Here is an 18080-nt window from a genome sequence, read left to right as displayed (position 1 = left end):
GGACTCCGCCACGGCGGCCTTCCGGGGCCGGCGCCGTCGTCCGGTCCGGCCCCCACGCCCGTCAGCCCGCGAACGGCGTGCCCGCCAGGCCCGTTCCCGCGTCCGGCAGGACCAGGAGCGATCCGGACAGTGGGTGGGGGCGGGGCGGACCGGTGCGGGCGGTGGTGATGTACAGGTCGCGCAGGCCGGGTCCGCCGAACGCGCAGGAGGTGGGGCGGCGTACGGGGAGTTCGACGGTCGTGTCGAGCTTTCCCTCCGGTGTGTAGCGGCGGATCCGGCCGCCGTCCCAGAGGGCGACCCACAGGCAGCCGTCGGCGTCGACGGTCAGGCCGTCGGGGAACCCGGCGCCGGGTTCGACCGTGACCAGGGGGCGCCGGTCGAGGACCCGGTGCCCGTCCGGGTCGACGCGGCAGACGTCGATGCGTCGGGTGGGGCTGTCGATGTAGTACATGCGGGTGCCGTCCGGGCTCCAGCCGGTGCCGTTGCTGACGGACACGTCCGGGAAGACGGACGACGCGGATCCGTCGGGGGCGATGCGGGTCAGACTGCCGCCACCGGGCGCCTCGTCGTAGCGCATGGTGCCGGCCCACAGCGAACCGTCGGGCGCCACCGCCGCGTCGTTGCCGCGCCGCCCCCTCACCGGGCCGCGGACCAGCCAGCGGAACGTGCCGTCCTCGTCGTACAGGCCGATGCCGTCGCGGAGGTTGACCACGAGTCCGCCGGCCGTGCGCGGCTTGGCGGCGCCGACGTGCTGTTCGGTGGCCATGACGGTGCGCCGGCCGCTGCCGGGGTCATAGGTGTGGACGCGGGCGCCGAGGATGTCGACCCAGACGAGCCGTCCGCGGGCCGCGTCCCAGGTGGGGCCCTCGCCGAGCCGGGCGTGCTCGCGCACGGCGACGTCCACGCCGGCCCTGCGCCTCACCGGCCGCCGCCGCGGTGACCGAGGCTGACGGAGAGTTCCTCGGCGCCCTTGACGGCGAGTTCGGCGAGTTCGTCCTCGCGCCGCTCGTTCCACCGGCTCATCGGGACGGAGATGGACAGGGCGGCGACGACCCGGCCCGCGCTGTCGCGCACGGGGGCGGCGACGCAGCTGACGTCCGGGTTGGACTCCTGGTGCTCGGTGGCGATCCCGCGCTCACGGATCCCGGCGAGCGCCGTGCGCAGCTCGTCGGGGTCGGTCAGGCTGTTGGGGGTCATGGCGGCCAGCTGACGCCCGGTGATGCGGCGGTCGAGCTCGTGCTCGGGGAGGGAGGCCAGCAGCATCTTGCCGACGGAGGTGCAGTGGGCGGGCAGTCGGCGTCCCGCGGCGGAGACCATGCGCACGGCGTGGGTGGAGTCGACCTTGGCGATGTAGATGACGTCGGTGTCCTCCAGGATCGCGACATGGACGGTCTCGTCGCAGGTCTCGGCGACCTCGCGGGCGACCCGCAGCCCTTCGGCGGCGAGGTCGAGCTGCTCGGCGTACCGGCTGCCGAGCTGGTACGTGCGCACGCCCAGGCGGTAGCGGCCGGGCTGCTCGGGGACGGGCACCAGGTACGACCGGGCGGCGAGGGTCGTGAGCAGCTCATGCACGGTGGTGCGGGGCAGGTGCAGCTTGCGGGTGACCTCGGGCGCGGAGAGCGTTCCGTCACCGTCCAGGAACAGCTCCAGGATGTCGAGCGCCCTGGTCACCGCGGGAACAAGACGACCCATGTCGGCCACCCACCTCTCCGTTCGAAACTCCGGCACATGACCGGTATGACGAACACAGGCTAGCCACAGGCGACTTCACCGAGCAACGGGCGTGCGTCACCCATTGACACCTCCCCAGGAGGTGAATACGGTCACGCCCAGATTTCGAACGTATGACGAAATATCGAACAGACACAGGACGGGTCGCGAGCGGGCCGAGCGGTGCACGGCTCGCACGAAGACGGAAGGGCAGGGTCGCTGCCGTGCGCATCACCGGAATCAGCACGCATGTCGTCGGAACCCCCTGGCGCAATCTCACCTATGTGCTCGTCCACACCGACGAGGGCCTGACCGGCGTCGGCGAGACCCGCATGCTGGGCCGCACGGACGCGCTGGTGGGCTACCTCAAGGAGGCGGAGGCCAACCACATCGCGGGATCCGACCCCTTCGCGGTGGAGGACCTCGTCCGCCGGATGAAGTACGGCGACTACGGCCGGGCGGGCGAGATCGTCATGTCGGGCATCGCGGTGGTCGAGATGGCGTGCTGGGACATCAAGGGCAAGGCGCTGGGCGTGCCGGTCTGGCAGCTGCTCGGCGGGAAGGTGACCGACCGGGTCAAGGCGTACGCGAACGGCTGGTACACCACCGAGCGCACCCCCGAGGCCTACCACCGGGCGGCCAAGGAGGTGGTGGCACGCGGCTACCGGGCGCTGAAGATCGACCCGTTCGGGACCGGTCACCTCGAACTGGACGCGCCGGGGACGCGGTACGCGGTGTCACTGATCGAGGCGGTGCGGGACGCGATCGGGCCGGACGCCGAGCTGATGCTGGAGATGCACGGGCGGTTCAGCCCGGCCACGGCGGTGCGGCTCGCGCGGGAGATGGCGCCGTTCGCCCCCGCCTGGCTGGAGGAGCCGGTGCCGCCGGAGAACCTCAAGGCACTGAAGAAGGTCGCCGGGAAGGTGGACCTGCCGGTGGCGACGGGCGAGCGGATCCACGACCGGATCGAGTTCCGGGAGCTGTTCGAGTCGCAGGCGGCCGACATCATCCAGCCCGACCTCGGGCACATCGGCGGCATCCTGGAGACGCGCAAGCTGGCGGCGACCGCCGAGACGCACTACATGCTGGTCGCCCCGCACAACGTCGGCGGCTCCGTGCTCACGGCCGCTTCGCTGCAACTGGCCGCGTGCACCCCGAACTTCAAGATCCTGGAGCACTTCAACGACTTCGCCGACGCGGAGATCAAGAAGGTCGTCAAGGGCGCTCCTCAGGTCGACCCGGCCACGGGTTGCTTCGAGGTGTCGCACGCGCCGGGCCTGGGCGTCGAGCTGGACGTGGACGCGGCGGCGGAGTTCCCCCAGCAGAAGGCCCGGTTCGACCTGTGGGCCGAGGGCTGGGAGAAGCGGGCGCCGAAGTGAGCCGGGCGCTGCTCGTCGAACGCCCGGGGGTGCACCGGCTCGTCGAGCGCGACGTGCCCGAGCCCGGACCGGGCGAGGCCCTCGTCCGGGTCGCGGCGGCCGGGATCTGCATGAGCGACCGGGAGCTGTACGACGGGCACCGCGACGCCGCGTACGTCCGGTACCCGGTGGTCCCGGGCCACGAGTGGGCCGGCACCGTGGCGGCGGTCGGTCCGGGCGTCGATCCCGCGCTCGTCGGGCGCAAGGCGGTCGCCGAGGGTTTCCGGGCCTGCGGAGCGTGCGAGCGCTGCCGCGGCGGCGAGACGAGCCTGTGCCAAGGCGGGTACGCGGAGACCGGGTTCACCGAGCCGGGCGCCTTCGCCGACCACGTCACCGTGCCGGCGCGGCTGCTGCACCCGCTCCACCACGACGCCGATCTGCGCGCCGCCGCGCTGCTGGAGCCGGCCGCGGTGATCGCCGCGGCGGTACGGGCCGGGCGGCCGCGCCCCGGTGAACGGGTCGCCGTGGTGGGCGCGGGCACCCTCGGGCTGCTCGCCGTGCAGTTGCTGTCGGCGTCGTCGCCGGGCGATCTGACGGTGATCGACCCGCGGGCGTCCCGGGGCGAGCAGGCGCTGCGGTTCGGCGCCGGCACGTGCCTCGTACCGGACGAGGCCGAGGCACTGCGTGGGCGGTTCGACCTGATCGTGGAGACGGCCGGGGCGCCGTCCACGGCCGCCGCCTCGTGCCTGCTGGCGCGCAGGGGCGGCCGGGTGGTGCTGACGGGGATGTTCACCCCCGGGGCCGTCGGCATCGACCCGGTGCACCTGTCGCTGAGCCAGCTGGAGATCCGCAGCGTGTTCGGGGCCCCGTCGTCGGCCTGGTCGGACGCGGTACGGGCCTTCGGCCTCGGACTGCTCGACCCCGCGCCGCTGGTCACGCACGAGTTCCCGCTGGAGCGGTTCGCGGACGCCATCGCGCTGGTCGGCGCCGGTGACCCGAAGACGGGGAAGGTGCTGCTGCGTCCGTAGCCGGACGCCCCTCGTGCCGTACGGCGGTGCGGGACGCGTCCCGACCGCCCCCGCACCGCCGTACACCCGCGGCCGCTCCGAACGCCGCAGGCCCCGCACCGCCGTGCACCACACCGCACGCACCGCCGTGCACCACACCGCACTGCACCACACCGCACTGCACCACGCCGCACTGCCCACGCCGCCCCGAACCTCCGGGTGCGCACCGCCGTGAACCTCCGCGGGCACGCCGCCGTGGACATTTCCGTGCGCCCTTGTCCGAACCGCGTCCGACATACCGAACATAGGAGTCCCGTGACCGCCCCGTCCCTCCCCCGCCGTCCCGGCGTCGACGCCCTCGCCGCGATCGGCCATCCGGCGCCCGCCGCGGACCCGGCCGACGCCTCGCCTCACACCTTCCCCGACGGTGGCCTGTGGCGCACCGAGATCCCGTCGGTCGAGGGCCCGGAGGCCCTGGCCGTCGTCCTCGACGAGAGCACCCGCCTGGACGTGCCGGTGCACCGCATCAGCCAGGGCAGCGGCGTGTGGATGCTCACCGACGCCGAGATCACCGGGATGGTGCAGGCGTGCGACGAACGGGGCGTCGAACTGTGCCTGTTCACCGGGCCACGGGGCACCTGGGACATCGGTGCCGGCACCCGTACCGACTCCGGCGGCGCCGGGCTGCGCGCCCGGGGCCACGACGCGCTCGCCGGCTGCGTCGAGGACGCCCTGCGGGCCACCGGACTCGGGGTGCGCTGCCTGCTCGTCGCCGACGAGGGCGTGCTGTGGACGCTGCACCGGCTGCGCGTCTCCGGACGGCTGCCGGCGGACACCACCTTCAAGCTGTCCGCGCTCACCGGACCGGTCAACCCGGCTTCGTACACGGTGTACGAACAGCTCGGCGCGGACTCCCTCAACGTGCCGTCGGACCTGACGCTGGACCACCTCACCGAGATCCGCCGGGTCAGCCGCGCCCCGATGGACATGTACGTCGAGGCTCCCGACGACCTCGGCGGCTGCATCCGCATGTACGAGACGGCCGAGCTGATCCGGCGCGGCGCCCCGCTGTACCTGAAGTTCGGCCTCAGCCGCTCCCCGGGCATCTACCCGTACGGCGCGCAGCTGCGCGACACGGCGCTCGCGTCCGCCCGCGAGCGGGTGCGCCGGGGGCGGCTCGTACTCGACCTGCTGGCCCGGCACGGCGCGGACGGCGGGATGTCCCCGCCGCCGTTTCCCCGTCCCGGAAGGGCACTGATCCATGCGCATTCCCCGTAGCGTCACCCGTGGCGTCACCCCCCGGGTCCCGGCCCCCCGCTCCCGCCCGCCCCGCCTCCGTGCGCACCGCACCGCCACGGCGGCCCTGCTCGCCGCCCTGCTCGCCGTCGGCGTCACCGCCTGCGGCCAGGAGGCCCGGGGCGGCAGCCGTTACAAGCCGTCCGGGGGCGAGGGCGGTGTCATCGGCCTGGCCATGCCCACCAAGTCGTCGGAGCGGTGGATCGCGGACGGCGAGAACATGGCGGAGCAGTTCCGCAAGGCCGGTTACGAGACCGACCTCCAGTACGGCGACGACAAGGTCGAGAACCAGATCGCCCAGATCGAGAACATGATCACCAAGGGGCGCCGGCTGCTGGTCATCGCCGCGATCGACGGCTCCGCCCTCACCGAGGTGCTCCGGCGGGCGGAGGACGCGGGCATCCCCGTGATCTCGTACGACCGGCTCATCATGGGCAGCGAACACGTCGACTACTACGCGTCGTTCGACAACGAACGGGTCGGCGAACTGGAGGCGCGGTACATCGTCGACCGGCTGGAGCTGGGCGAGCCGGCGAAGGGCGGGTCGGAGTCCCACAACATCGAGCTGTTCGCCGGCTCTCCGGACGACAACAACACCAAGTACTTCTGGAACGGCGCCATGAAGGTGCTCCGGCCGTACTTCGCCAGCGGCCAGCTCGTGGTGCGCAGCAAGCAGACGCGGATGAACCAGGCGACGACGCTCCGCTGGGACGGCGGCACCGCACAGAAGCGGATGGACGACCTGATCAGCAAGAACTACGGCGAGGAGCGGGTGGACGCGGTCCTGTCGCCGTACGACGGGATCTCCATCGGCATCATCTCCGCGCTCAAGAGCGCCGGTTACGGAGGGAAGGACCGGCCGCTGCCGATCGTCACGGGACAGGACGCGGAGCTGGCGTCGGTGAAGTCCATCCTCCGGGGCGAGCAGACGCAGACCGTCTTCAAGGACACGCGCAAGCTCGCCGCGCAGGCGGTGGCGATGGGCGACGCGGTGCTGGACGGACGCAGGCCCGAGGTCAACAACACCACGGACTACCACAACGGCAGGAAGGCCGTTCCGTCGTTCCTGCTGGACCCGGTCAGCATCGACAAGTCGAACACCCGACTCCTCGTCCGCGAGGGGTACTTCACCGCCGGGCAGCTGACATGACCGGGCCGGTGCTGGAGATGCGCGGGATCACCAAGACGTTCCCCGGCGTCACGGCGCTCTCCGAGGTGAACCTGACCGTGCGGGCCGGGGAGATCCACGCGATCTGCGGCGAGAACGGCGCCGGCAAGTCCACGCTGATGAAGGTCCTCAGCGGCGTCCATCCGCACGGTTCGTACGAGGGCGAGATCCGGTTCGAGGGCGAGCCGGTGGCCTTCAGGGACATCCGGGCCAGCGAGCGGCGCGGCATCGTGATCATCCACCAGGAGCTGGCCCTCGTCCCGTACCTGTCGATCGCCGAGAACATCTTCCTCGGCAACGAGCAGACCTCGGCGCGCGGTGTCATCGACTGGAACGAGACGTTGCGCAAGGCCGCCCGGCTGCTGAAGCGGGTCGGGCTGCGCGAGAAGCCGCAGACACCGGTGGCCGACCTCGGGGTGGGCAAGCAGCAGCTCGTGGAGATCGCCAAGGCGCTGGCGAAGGAGGTGAAGCTGCTCATCCTCGACGAGCCGACGGCAGCGCTCAACGACGAGGACAGCGCGGGGCTGCTCGACCTGATCCGGGAGCTGCGCGACCAGGGCGTCGCCAGCATCGTCATCTCGCACAAGCTCGACGAGATCCGCCGCATCACCGACTCGGTGACGATCCTGCGCGACGGCAGGACCATCGAGACCCTGACGGTCCGCCGGACGCCGGACGCGGCTCCGGAACTGTCGGAGGACCGGATCATCCGCGGGATGGTCGGGCGGGAGCTGGACCAGCGCTTCCCCGAGCGCACGCCGTACGGCGGCCGGGACGCGGACCGGGTCGCGCTGCGCGTGAAGGGGTGGACCGTCCGGCATCCGGTCGACCACCAGCGCCTGGTCGTGGACGACGTGTCGCTGACCGTGCGGCGCGGCGAGATCGCCGGGATCGCCGGCCTGATGGGCGCGGGGCGCACCGAGCTCGCCATGTCGGTCTTCGGGCGGTCGTACGGCCACTACGTCGACGGAACGGTCGAGGTGGACGGGCGCGAAGTGGTCACCCGGACCGTGCCCGCCGCCATTGCGGCGGGCATCGCGTACGTCACCGAGGACCGCAAGCGGTACGGGCTCAACCTGATCGACAACATCAACCGCAACATCTCGCTGGCGTCGCTGGCCGGGATGCGGCGCCGCGGTGTCGTGGACGAGCACCATGAGCGCCGGGTCGCCGAGCGGTACCGGGCCAGCATGAACATCAAGGCACCGACGGTGTTCGAGCAGGTGGGGCGGCTGTCGGGCGGCAACCAGCAGAAGGTCGTCCTCAGCAAGTGGATCCACGCCGACCCGGAGGTGCTGATCCTGGACGAGCCGACGCGCGGCATCGACGTCGGCGCGAAGTACGAGATCTACACCGTCATCGACCGGCTCGCGGCGCAGGGCAAGGCCGTGCTGTTCATCTCCTCCGAACTGCCGGAGCTGCTGGGGATGTGCGACCGGATCTACACGATGGCCGAGGGCCGGCTGACCGGTGAGGTCGCCCGCGCCGACGCCACCCAGGAAGTCCTGATGCGCCAGATGACCTCGAACAGAAGCTGAGGCCCCGCCATGACGACCACGACCACTCCCCCGCGCGACGCCTCGGCGGCACCCTCCGGACAGCCGTCGGCGGGTGCGCTGCTCCTGCAGGGCCTGCGCGGCAACATGCGCCGGTACGGCATGCTGATCGCCCTGGCGTTCATCGTCGTGCTGTTCCAGATATGGACCGACGGCACGCTGCTGCTGCCGAACAACGTCTCCAACCTGATCCAGCAGAACGGCTACATCCTCATCCTGGCCATGGGCATGATGATCGTCATCATCGCCGGCCACATCGACCTGTCCGTCGGGTCGCTCGCGGCCTTCGTCGGCGCCATGGCGGCGGTGATGACGGTCAGGCACGACCTGCCCTGGGTGGTCGCGCTGGTGCTGTCGCTGCTGATCGGGGCGGTGGCGGGCGCGTGGCAGGGCTTCTTCATCGCCTACCTCGGCATCCCGTCGTTCATCGTGACGCTGGCCGGGATGCTGCTGTTCCGGGGCCTCACCCAGATCGTGCTCGAGGGGCAGTCGATCGCCCCGTTCCCCGAGGGCTTCCAGAACATCGCCAAGGGCTTCATCCCGGAGATGGGCCCGTACACCCAGTACCACAACCCCACCCTCGTCCTCGGCCTCGTGGCAGTGGTGTTCCTGCTGGTGCGCGAGTGGCGCGACCGCAAGCAGCAGCTCGCCCATGAGCTCGACGTGCCGCCGCTGAGCCTGTGGGCGCTCAAGTGCACGGCGGTCACGGCCGCGGTGGTGGCGTTCACGCTGACGCTGGCGAGCTTCCACGGGGTGCCGGTGGTGATGCTCATCATGTGCGCGCTGCTGATCGGGCTCGGCTACGTGATGCGCAATGCGGTCATCGGGCGGCACGTGTACGCGCTGGGCGGGAACAAGGCGGCGGCCCAGCTGTCGGGCGTCAAGGACAAGCGGGTCACCTTCCTCGTCTTCGTCAACATGGGCGTGCTGGCGGCGCTCGCGGGCTGCGTGTACGCGGCGCGGCTGAACGCGGGCACCCCGCAGGCGGGCCTCAACTTCGAACTGGAGGCGATCGCCGCGTCGTTCATCGGCGGCGCCTCGATGAGCGGGGGCGTCGGCACGGTGATGGGCGCCGTGATCGGCGGCCTGGTGCTCGGCGTGCTCAACAACGGCATGTCGCTGGTCGGCATCGGCACGGACTACCAGCAGGTCATCAAGGGGCTGGTGCTGCTGGCGGCGGTCGGCTTCGACGTCTGGAACAAGCGCAAGGCCGGCAAGTAACCCCTGACTGGAGGCGTACATGGACACGAGCAGACGCACGGTGCTGGCGGCCGCGGCCGCCGCGGGACTCACGGCCGCAGCCGCCGGCACGTCGTACGCGTCGGAGGGCGGGAAGCACATGAAGGAACCCGTGCAGGAACTGTTCGGCACGCTCCCCGACGGGACGAAGGTGTACCGCTGGACACTGGAGAACGGCGGCACGCGGCTGAAGGTGCTGTCGTACGGCGGCATCGTCCAGTCCCTGGAGATACCGGACCGCCACGGCCGGTACGCCAACGTCTCCCTGGGCTTCGACAGCCTCGGCGAGTACCTCACGGCCACCGCCTTCTTCGGCGCGCTGATCGGGCGCTACGGCAACCGCATCGCGGGCGGCCGGTTCACCCTGGACGGCACGGCGTACCGGCTGTCCGTCAACGACGGCCCCAACAGCCTGCACGGCGGGACGCAGGGCTTCGACAAGCGGGTGTGGGACGTGGAGCCCTTCACCGCGGGGGCCGCCGGGGTGGGGCTGGTCCTGCGGTACGTGAGCGGCGACGGCGAGATGGGGTACCCGGGCACGCTGCGGGTGCGGGTGACGTACACCCTGACGCCCCGGGGCGACTGGCGGATCGACTACACGGCCACCACCGAGCGGGCCACCGTCGTGAACCTGACCAACCACGCGTACTACAACCTGGCGGGCGAGGGCAGCGGCTCGGTCCTCGGGCACGAGCTGCGGCTGGCGGCCTCCCGCTACACGCCGGCCGACGCGACGCTCATCCCCACCGGCGAGCTCGCGGCGGTGGCCGGCACCCCGTTCGACTTCCGGCGCGGGAAGCCGGTCGGGCAGGACATCCGCACCGCGCACGAGCAGCTCGTGACCGCGAAGGGGTACGACCACAACTGGGTGCTGGACAAGGGCGTGACCGTGCGTCCGGAGTACGCCGCGACGCTGCGCGACCCGGTCTCGGGCCGGACGATGCGGATCGCGACGACGGAGCCGGGCGTGCAGTTCTACTCCGGGAACTTCCTGGACGGCACCCTCTGGGGACCGTCCGGGCGCACCTACCGGCAGAGCGACGGGCTGTGCCTGGAGACCCAGCACTTCCCCGACTCGCCGAACCGCCCGGAGTTCCCGTCGACGGTGCTGCGTCCGGGTGAGACGTACCGCTCGGTGACGGTGCACAGCTTCTCGGCGCACTGAGCGGGTCCGGCGGGTCCGGCACGGGCGGGGCCGGGGGCCGGCGGGACCGGTGAGGCCGGTGAGGCCGGTGGGGCCGGTGCCGGGCGGGGCCGGCGGGGCCGGCACGGCCGGTGCCGGGCGTCACGCCGGCGTGGCGACCGCGTGCGTGACGCGCAGCTTCGACTGGCCGTGCGGCAGGCGTTCCCAGTCGTCCATGAAGCGGGCGACGAGACCGTGCCGCGCGGCCAGGCGCGTCAGCGTCTCGGTGCGGTAGTAGAAGTCCTCCCCCAGCACCTGGTGCTCGGCGGCCTCGGTGCGGTCGAAGGTGAAGTCGAAGAAGCCTCCGGGGGCGAGGATCCGGCCGACGTGCGCGAGGCACTCGTCGATGACGTGCAGCGGCGAGTGGGAGAAGACGCTGTGCGCGTGCACGACCGTGAAGGCGTCGTCGGGGAGGAAGTCGAGCTTCAGGTCGTCGACGGGGGTGAGGTAGGGCAGCTTGTCCTGCAGGCCGTAGCGGACCAGGGTCTTCTTGGCCTCGATGAGGATGTCGGGCGAGATGTCGATGCCGTAGTAGTGGCCGGCGTCGAGGTGCTGGATGAACCGCCATCCGGCGCGCAGGTTGCCGCAGCCGATCTCCAGCAGCCGGTCCTGCGGACGCAGTCCGTGCGACAGCAGGTAGTCGAACTGCATCTGTCCGATGGCCAGCCAGCGCTCGGCCGACGCCGCACCGCCGACCGCCGCCTCCGGGCTGCGGGCGGTGTCGGACGCCATCACGGCCCGGTAGTAGGCGATGTGGTCGCCGCCGTGGCGCAGCCGCAGCAGGGTGTCCCGCCCGGCCCGGCGCAGGTACGGCACCACACGTCCCGGGTGGCGCAGCGCGTAGCGCACCTTGTGCCCGAGGCGTGCGCGGTTCGCCGACAGGCGGGATGCGGGTGTCTGCTGCATGACGGCCTCCGTGGGTCGTGCCATCCGTGGGCGTTCCCCCTGTGCGGATGCTAACCACGTGTGACCGCGGGGCGGCGGGAGGCGGTGGCTCACTCGTTCGTGAGGGTCCGTTGGGCCGAGTGCCGTCCCGGCGTGGTGGGGGCGCCGGAACCACCGGACGGTGGGAGGGAAGGGCCGGGGAATCCGTCACCCGCATACTCCCGAACGAGGCCGGGCATGCAGGAATCACTCATCGTGGGTACGCGCGGCCGCGTGCCGCACGTGGCGCTGGAGGAGAGCCGGGACCCGCGCGCCGGGGCGGGCGGGAGCCCGCTGCCGTGGCTGGCGGCCGTCGCGGCCGCGTTCACGCTCGCGCATCTCGTCGTGGTCGCCCCGGGCCTGGGGCTGGGCTGGGACGAGACGGTGTACGTCAGCCAGGTCGGCCCGCAGGCGCCGGCGGCGTTCTTCAGCGCGCCGCGCGCCCGGGGCGTCACGTTCATCGCCGCGCCGGTCGCGGCGATGACGGCCTCCGTCGCGGCACTGCGCGTCTACCTGGCCGTGCTGGCCGGCTGTGGTCTGTTCCTGGCGCTGTGGGTGTGGCGGCGGCTGCTGCCGGCACCGGTCATCGCCCTGGCGGGAGCGCTCTTCGCGAGCCTGTGGGTCACGCTGTTCTACGCCGGTCAGGTCATGCCGAACCTGTGGGTCGCGTTCGGGGCGCTGGGTGCGACCGGGTGCTTCCTGCGGGCGGCGCGGGATCCTGGCGACCGGTGGGCGGTCGCCGGCATGGTCTGCGGAGTGGCGTTCACGGGTCTGATGCGGCCGTCCGACGCCGTGTGGCTGGCGGCGCCGCTGATCGTCGCGGCGGTGCTGATGCGGGCCTGGCGGTGGCCGCTGCTGGTGGTCGCGCTCGCGGCGGGCCTGGCCGTCGGCTGGACGGACTGGGTCCTGGAGGCTTACGCCCGGCACGGGGGCCCGGGGGCGCGCCTTGCGCGGGCGAGCGAGATCCAGGGCGGCCTGGGCTGGTACCTGTCCCTCGACGACCACGTACGGGCGCTCGGCGGGCGGACGCTGTGCCGGCCGTGCAACGTGTCCTGGCCGCACCCGGCGGTCGCGGTGTGGTTCGTCACGCTGCCGCTGCTGGTGGCGGGCGGCCTGGCGGCCGCGGCCCGGACGCAGCGTCACCGTAGGGAGATGGCGGTGGCGAGCGCGGTGGGGCTGTCACTGGCGCTGCCCTACCTGTTCACGGTCGGCTACGCGGCGCCGCGCTTCCTGCTGCCGGCCTACGCGCTGCTCGCGCTGCCCGTGGCGTGGTGGCTGGTGAGGGTGTGCCGCCCCCGGGCCCGGCGGAGCCGGCGGCGCACCGTCGTGGGTCTGGTCGCCCTGGCCGTGGTGGCGCACCTGGCGGTCCAGTACCGCGTCCTCGACGGCGTGGCGGACAGGGTGCGCCGTGACACGCGGGACCTGACGCGGATCGCCGCCGCGCTGCACGCGCAGGGGGTGCGTCCGCCGTGCGTGGTCAGCGGCGAGGACGCCATCCGCGTCGCCTACCGCGCCGGCTGCGCCTCGCGCCAGCCCGGCGGCCACGACGGCAGCATCACCCCGCAGGGCTTGGTCGCCCTGGCCCGCCAGCGGCCGGTCGCGGTCCTGGTGTCGGACGCGGGGCGGCCCCCGGCGTACGTCCGGGGATGGCGCGTCCACCGGTTGCCGGACCTGGGGCGGCTGACGGGCTACCGGGCCTATGTGGCGGGTGCGACGGGCGGGAAGGCGAGAAAGGCCGGCCGAACGGAGCCGGTGAGGGTGGTCCGCACGTCCTGAACCCCGCCGGCGGTGAGGGGGACACGGAGCACCGCGTAGTCGTACGGGCCACCGTCCACCGCCACGTCCGGGAGGGGCGGCCGCCCCTCCCGGCCGGTGCGGTCCGGCGGTCCGGTCAACCGGCCTTGATCCGCAGGAAGGTGACCGAGTGCGCGGGGAACGTGTACGTGAACTCCCGCGCCACCCCCCGCAGCGTCGACGGCCGCGGCCGCACCGGGCGCGCGTCCGCGGTGTTCACGGCGTCCGGCTCCCCCTGGAGGGTGGTCAGCCGGGCCGCCGGAGCGACGGCCGCCGTGCCCAGGTCGATGCGCGTGCGGGCCGGCGCGGCCTGCGCGTTGACGACCTTGACCACGAGGTCGCCCTTGTCCCGCGTCACCACCTGGCGGAAGGGTTCGGCGGCCTTGTCGTCGGTGAAGGAGCCCCACGTGCGCCCGTCGAGGTACAGCGTGACCTGGCGGCGCGCCCCTGGATACGCAAGTCGTAGGTGCGCCCGGTCTCGATGGTCGTGCCGTTCTCCACCAGGGTCTGCTTGCCGCCGTCCACGGACTTCTCCACGGCGGAGCGGGTGTTGCCCCAGCCGCCGAGGTTCCACCAGTAATGGGTGCCGGTGGAGGGTACGCCGAAGGCGATGAGGAAGCCTTCCCTGCCGGACTTCTTGGTGGCCTTCACCCGCAGGCCGTAGTCGTGGATGTTCGATATTTCGGACATTGATCAGGACTTCGAACAGACCATAGGAAGGTGACGTGAACGCGTCAACGGGCCGGGGACAGTGCCCTCGGCCGATGCCTTGGCGTTCCCCCGGGACGCAATCGACAATGAGGGGGATGACGGACAACCGGGCACACAGCGGCGAGATCGGCCAGCCCGAGCGGCTCGCCATGAACCGCACGGGCAGCTTCGACTGGGATCTCGACGCCGGGACGATCGACGTCGACGAAGCGGGACTGCTCGTGTTCGGCGTGGCCCCCGGCACGTTCGACAGCCGGCCCGGCTCCCTGGTGCGACGGCTGGACCAGGAGGAACGGATCCGGCTCGAGGGCGTGATCAAGGAGGCGCTGAGCAGCGGCCGCTCGTCGTACGCCGCGCACTTCCGCATCCCGCTGGACGACGGATCGCCGCAGTGGACCCACGTGCAGGCGCGCATCCTGCGGGACCGGGAGGACCGGGCCCACCGGATCGTGGGGATCGTCCGGGACGCGACCTTCGAGGTCACCCACTCGACGTTCGTGCTGGAACTGGAGAAGCGCCGCAAGCGCCAGACGAACATGGTCGAGCGCACCACGCAGGCGCTGTCCCGCGCGGTGACCGTGGACGACGTCACGGCCGCGCTGACCGGCCCCGGTGGTCTGGCCAGGCTGGGCGCCGACGGTTTCGCGCTGGGCCTGGTCGAGAACGGCTCGCTGAACATCATCGCCCTCAGCGGCGACTCGCTCGACGTCCTGGAGGACCTCCGGGTGCGGCGGCTGGAGCGCGGGATGCCGCTGGCGGAGACGGTGCTGAGCGGGCGCCCGCTGTTCAGCAGCTCGTTCCAGGAGCTGGTGCGCAACTACCCGGTGCTCGCCCCCTACGCCGGACAGCTGCGGTTCCGGGCCGCCGCCTACCTGCCGCTGGTCGCCCAGGCCCGCACCCTGGGCGGGATGGCGCTGTTCTACCGGGGCCGCACCGCGTTCAGCGCGGACGAACGCAACCTCACGCTGGGACTCGCGGCGATCGTGGCCCAGTCCCTCCAGCGGGCGATCCTCTTCGACGAGGAGCGGGAACTGGCCACCGGCCTCCAGGCCGCGATGCTCCCCCGCCGCATCCCGACCGTCGACGGCGGCGAGATCGCCGTGCGCTACCACTCGGCATGGAGCGGCCGCCAGGTCGGCGGCGACTGGTACGACGTGATCCCGCTGCCCAAGAGCAGGGTCGGGATCGTCGTCGGCGACGTGCAGGGCCACGACACCCACGCGGCCGCGATCATGGGCCAGCTGCGGATCGCCCTGCGCGCGTACGCCGGCGAGGGCCACGCCCCGTCCACGGTGCTGGCGCGGGCCTCCCGGTTCCTCGCGGAGCTGGACACGGAGCGGTTCGCCACCTGCACGTACGCCCAGGTGGACCTGGACACCGGCACGGTCCGGGCGGTCCGGGCCGGACACCTGGGCCCGCTGATCCGGCACACGGACGGACGGGTCGGGCAGCCCAAGCTGCCGGGCGGCCTGCCGCTGGGCATCGCCTCGGTCTTCGGGGACGAGGAGTTCCCCGAGACGCGCCTCGACCTGGTGCCGGGCGAGACGCTGGTGATGTGCACCGACGGACTGGTCGAGGAGCCGGGCGGGGACATCGAGGAGGGGATCGAAGCCCTGGAGCGGGCGGTGGGCAGCGGGCCGCCGGGGGCGGAAGCGCTGGCGGACCACCTGTCGGAGCGGTTCTGGGAGCGGTGGGGCGCGGGCGACGACGTGGCCCTGCTGGTGCTGCGCCGCAGCCCGGACCCGGGTACCCCGCGGGCGCCGCGCATCCACCAGTACATCCACCAGGCGGACCCGCAGGGCCTGTCGGAGGCGCGGGCGGTGGTGCGGCGGGCGCTGCGCGACTGGGGCCTGCGGGAGTTCGCGGACGACGCCGAACTCGTCACCGGCGAACTGCTCGGCAACGTGCTGCTGCACACCGAGGGCGGCGCGGTGCTGACGCTGGAGGTCCTGCCCGAACCGGTGCGCCGGGTGCGGCTGGCGGTGCAGGACCGTTCCAGCGCGTGGCCCCGGCGGCGCACCCCGGGCGAGGCGGCGACCGGCGGCCGGGGCCTGCTGCTCCTGGACGCGCTGGCACTGCGCTGGGGTGTGGAGCCGCGCGGCGAGGGCAAGGCGGTGTGGTGCGAGATCGGCCCGTCACCGAGGCAGGGTTAGGACGTCGCATGGTGAACCCCGTGGAGGCACTGGACCGCATCGCCTTCCTGCTGGAGCGGGCGCAGGCGCCGACCTACCGCGTGCGCGCCTTCCGCACCGCGTCGGCGGCGCTGGCCGCCCTGGACGGCAGCGAGGTGGCCGAACGGGCGGCGGCCGGGACACTGGAGAAGCTGCGGGGCGTAGGGCCGAAGACCGCCCAGGTGGTGCGGGAGGCGCTGACCGGCGAGGTGCCCGCCTACCTGCGGCGCCTGGAGGAGGAGGCCGGCGAGCGGGCGCGGGACACGGACGCGCCGGGCGCCCGGCTGCGGGCGGCGCTGCGCGGCGACTGCCATGTGCACTCGGACTGGTCGGACGGCGGCAGTCCCATCGACGTCATGGGGCGGACCGCCGCGGCGATGGGCCACGAGTGGGTGGTGCTCACCGACCACTCGCCGCGGCTGACGGTGGCCCGCGGCCTGTCGGCGGAGCGGCTGCGGGAGCAGCTCGACGTGGTCGCCGAGCTGAACGAGCAGTGGGCGCCGTTCCGGCTGCTGACCGGGATCGAGTGCGACATCCTGCTGGACGGCTCGCTCGACCAGGAGCCCGAACTCCTCGACCGGCTCGACGTGGTGGTCGCCTCGGTCCACTCCAAGCTGCGGATGGACGCGCCCGCCATGACGCGGCGGATGGTCAGGGCCGTCCGCAATCCGCTGGTGGACGTGCTGGGGCACTGCACGGGAAGGCTGGTCGGCGGCAAGCGGCCGGAGTCGCGGTTCGACGCGGAGCAGGTCTTCGCGGCGTGCGCCGAGTCGGGGACCGCGGTCGAGATCAACAGCCGCCCGGAACGGCTGGACCCGCCGCGCCGGCTGCTGCGCGAGGCCGTCGCGGCCGGGGTGTTCTTCGCCGTCGACACCGACGCCCACGCGCCCGGACAGCTCGACTGGCAGATCCTGGGCTGTGCGCGGGCCGAGGAGTGCGGCGTCCCGGCCGACCGGGTGATCAACACCTGGCCGGCCGGGGACCTGCTCACCTGGACCCGCACGCGCCGGGCGCCGCGGACGGGCCGGTCGGGGCGGTAGGACGACGGGCGAACAGCCGCTGCCGGCGCCTCGTCCGCCATCAACACGGCCACCGCCACCGCCACGCCAACGGCAACCGCCAGGCTGCCGGCCGCGGCGGGACGGGACCGGGCCGTACCGCGACGCGTCGGGACCGGGCTCCACGACTGTGGGCCGGCGACGGACCTGTCAGGACCGGGCCGTACCGCGACGTGTCGGGACCGAGCCCTACCCGGACGGGTCGGGACCGGGTCGTTCCACGCGGGTCGCCGGCCGATTCCACCACCCGTCAGGGCCGGGCCGTACGGCGAACGGTCAGGACCGGGCCGTACGGCGCCGGCGGACGGCCCAGAGAATGCCGCCGCCCGCGAGCAGCACGGCCGCGGCCGCGCCGCCGATCAGCGGTGTGGTGCCGGAGGAGCCCGTCTCGGCGAGGCCGGGGCCGGTGGGACCGGGCGCGGGCGTGGACGGCTCGGCCGGCGGGACCTCGGCCGACGGCGGCGTGTCGGTGGGCGTGGGGGGCCGTCCTGGTCTCGTCGCGCGAGAACTTCCCGCCTTCGCTGCCGTCCTTCACGACGAGCCGGACCGTCAGCTCCTTGTCGTGATCGGGCAGCCGGAGCTTCTCGTGGAACTCACGGCCGAAGGTACGGGTCGGCAGCAGGTCCTTGCCGTCGACGGTGACCGTCACCTGGTTCGGCGCGTCCGCCGTGTAGGCGGTGAGGTCGACCTGCACCTCGGAGCAGGTCACCGACCAGGCGGGGGTGTGGGCCGCCGCCGGGACGGCCGAGAGCGCCGTACCGGTGACGCCGAGGACGGCCGTCGCGGCCGCGAGGGCGGCGGCGCTGCGTCCCGGTCTGATGGACAGGGTCATCTGGGGGGTTCCTCCGTACGGATACGGGTTCCTGTGCGACATGGCGCCGGAGTCGGCGTGGAGCGCACAGTAC

General features: G+C 72.8%; 13 protein-coding genes and 2 pseudogenes. 10 read left to right on the top strand and 5 right to left on the bottom strand.

Going from position 1 to position 18080, the window contains the following annotated elements; translation table 11 throughout:
• Nucleotides 1-61 precede the first annotated feature (61 nt).
• Together IH00_RS0131575 and IH00_RS0131570 are read right to left on the bottom strand one after the other, a co-directional pair.
• Entirely contained in the window at nucleotides 62-922 is an 861-nt protein-coding gene (locus tag IH00_RS0131575; RefSeq protein ID WP_031079507.1) for an SMP-30/gluconolactonase/LRE family protein, read from the bottom strand.
• The gene (locus tag IH00_RS0131570; protein WP_031079506.1) at nucleotides 919-1692 is read right to left on the bottom strand and encodes an IclR family transcriptional regulator; all 774 of its coding nucleotides are present in this window, start codon (nucleotides 1690-1692) and stop codon (nucleotides 919-921) included. The genes IH00_RS0131575 and IH00_RS0131570 overlap by 4 nt, the downstream gene beginning before the upstream one ends.
• 242 nt (nucleotides 1693-1934) lie before the next feature.
• Between IH00_RS0131570 and IH00_RS0131565 the strand changes: the two genes are divergently transcribed.
• The 7 genes from IH00_RS0131565 (at nucleotide 1935) to IH00_RS0131530 (ending at nucleotide 10499) form a co-directional block, all read left to right on the top strand.
• Entirely contained in the window at nucleotides 1935-3089 is a 1155-nt protein-coding gene (locus IH00_RS0131565; protein ID WP_031079505.1) for a mandelate racemase/muconate lactonizing enzyme family protein, read from the top strand.
• Entirely contained in the window at nucleotides 3086-4096 is a 1011-nt protein-coding gene (locus tag IH00_RS0131560) for a zinc-dependent alcohol dehydrogenase (RefSeq protein ID WP_031079504.1), read from the top strand. The genes IH00_RS0131565 and IH00_RS0131560 overlap by 4 nt, the downstream gene beginning before the upstream one ends.
• A gap of 294 nt (nucleotides 4097-4390) precedes the next feature.
• Nucleotides 4391-5353, top strand: a complete 963-nt coding sequence (locus IH00_RS0131550) for a hypothetical protein (RefSeq protein WP_031079502.1) — start codon at nucleotides 4391-4393, stop codon at nucleotides 5351-5353.
• On the top strand, nucleotides 5337-6521 hold the full coding sequence (chvE, locus tag IH00_RS0131545; protein ID WP_078888065.1) for a multiple monosaccharide ABC transporter substrate-binding protein: 1185 nt from the start codon (nucleotides 5337-5339) through the stop codon (nucleotides 6519-6521). The genes IH00_RS0131550 and chvE overlap by 17 nt, the downstream gene beginning before the upstream one ends.
• Nucleotides 6518-8077, top strand: coding sequence for a multiple monosaccharide ABC transporter ATP-binding protein (gene mmsA / locus IH00_RS0131540; RefSeq protein ID WP_031079500.1), 1560 nt, complete (start codon nucleotides 6518-6520; stop codon nucleotides 8075-8077). The genes chvE and mmsA overlap by 4 nt, the downstream gene beginning before the upstream one ends.
• 9 nt (nucleotides 8078-8086) lie before the next feature.
• Entirely contained in the window at nucleotides 8087-9316 is a 1230-nt protein-coding gene (gene mmsB / locus IH00_RS0131535; RefSeq protein WP_031079498.1) for a multiple monosaccharide ABC transporter permease, read from the top strand.
• A gap of 19 nt (nucleotides 9317-9335) precedes the next feature.
• Nucleotides 9336-10499 carry an aldose epimerase family protein gene (locus tag IH00_RS0131530; RefSeq protein ID WP_031079497.1) on the top strand — a complete coding sequence of 388 codons (1164 nt, stop codon included), beginning with the start codon at nucleotides 9336-9338 and terminating at the stop codon, nucleotides 10497-10499.
• Nucleotides 10500-10619: 120 nt separating this feature from the next.
• Here IH00_RS0131530 and IH00_RS0131525 read toward each other — a convergent pair whose 3' ends face one another.
• On the bottom strand, nucleotides 10620-11423 hold the full coding sequence (locus tag IH00_RS0131525) for a class I SAM-dependent methyltransferase (RefSeq protein ID WP_039947623.1): 804 nt from the start codon (nucleotides 11421-11423) through the stop codon (nucleotides 10620-10622).
• Nucleotides 11424-11639: 216 nt separating this feature from the next.
• Here IH00_RS0131525 and IH00_RS0131520 point away from each other — a divergent pair, with 216 nt between their 5' ends.
• Nucleotides 11640-13217, top strand: a complete 1578-nt coding sequence (locus tag IH00_RS0131520) for a hypothetical protein (RefSeq protein WP_234335028.1) — start codon at nucleotides 11640-11642, stop codon at nucleotides 13215-13217.
• A 115-nt stretch (nucleotides 13218-13332) separates the two neighbouring features.
• Here the strand turns inward: IH00_RS0131520 and IH00_RS40840 are convergent.
• Nucleotides 13333-13904: pseudogene (locus IH00_RS40840) on the bottom strand (alpha-N-arabinofuranosidase); the annotation flags it as partial.
• A 137-nt stretch (nucleotides 13905-14041) separates the two neighbouring features.
• Between IH00_RS40840 and IH00_RS0131505 the strand changes: the two are divergent.
• Both IH00_RS0131505 and IH00_RS0131500 read left to right on the top strand, forming a co-directional pair.
• Complete coding sequence (locus IH00_RS0131505; protein ID WP_031079492.1) at nucleotides 14042-16099, top strand: SpoIIE family protein phosphatase; 2058 nt, start codon at nucleotides 14042-14044, stop codon at nucleotides 16097-16099.
• Nucleotides 16100-16110: 11 nt separating this feature from the next.
• Entirely contained in the window at nucleotides 16111-17157 is a 1047-nt protein-coding gene (locus IH00_RS0131500) for a PHP domain-containing protein (protein ID WP_031079491.1), read from the top strand.
• Nucleotides 17158-17451: 294 nt separating this feature from the next.
• Here the strand turns inward: IH00_RS0131500 and IH00_RS37935 are convergent.
• Nucleotides 17452-18007 (bottom strand): annotated as a pseudogene (locus IH00_RS37935) (LAETG motif-containing sortase-dependent surface protein).
• Nucleotides 18008-18080: the final 73 nt, after the last annotated feature.

Origin of the sequence: Streptomyces sp. NRRL S-118 (genome assembly GCF_000716335.1) — a bacterium.
Taxonomy (GTDB): Bacteria; Actinomycetota; Actinomycetes; order Streptomycetales; family Streptomycetaceae; genus Streptomyces.
Note: the sequence above shows the minus strand (reverse complement) of the source record. Positions and strands in the feature narration are given on the sequence as shown.

Coding starts and splice junctions, on each gene's coding strand:
- IH00_RS0131570 (WP_031079506.1), bottom strand. CDS start 1,692: ATGGGTCGTCTTGTTCCCGCGGTGACCAGGGCGCTCGACATCCTGGAG.
- chvE (WP_078888065.1), top strand. CDS start 5,337: ATGCGCATTCCCCGTAGCGTCACCCGTGGCGTCACCCCCCGGGTCCCG.
- mmsA (WP_031079500.1), top strand. CDS start 6,518: ATGACCGGGCCGGTGCTGGAGATGCGCGGGATCACCAAGACGTTCCCC.
- mmsB (WP_031079498.1), top strand. CDS start 8,087: ATGACGACCACGACCACTCCCCCGCGCGACGCCTCGGCGGCACCCTCC.
- IH00_RS0131530 (WP_031079497.1), top strand. CDS start 9,336: ATGGACACGAGCAGACGCACGGTGCTGGCGGCCGCGGCCGCCGCGGGA.
- IH00_RS0131525 (WP_039947623.1), bottom strand. CDS start 11,423: ATGCAGCAGACACCCGCATCCCGCCTGTCGGCGAACCGCGCACGCCTC.
- IH00_RS0131520 (WP_234335028.1), top strand. CDS start 11,640: ATGCAGGAATCACTCATCGTGGGTACGCGCGGCCGCGTGCCGCACGTG.
- IH00_RS0131505 (WP_031079492.1), top strand. CDS start 14,042: ATGACGGACAACCGGGCACACAGCGGCGAGATCGGCCAGCCCGAGCGG.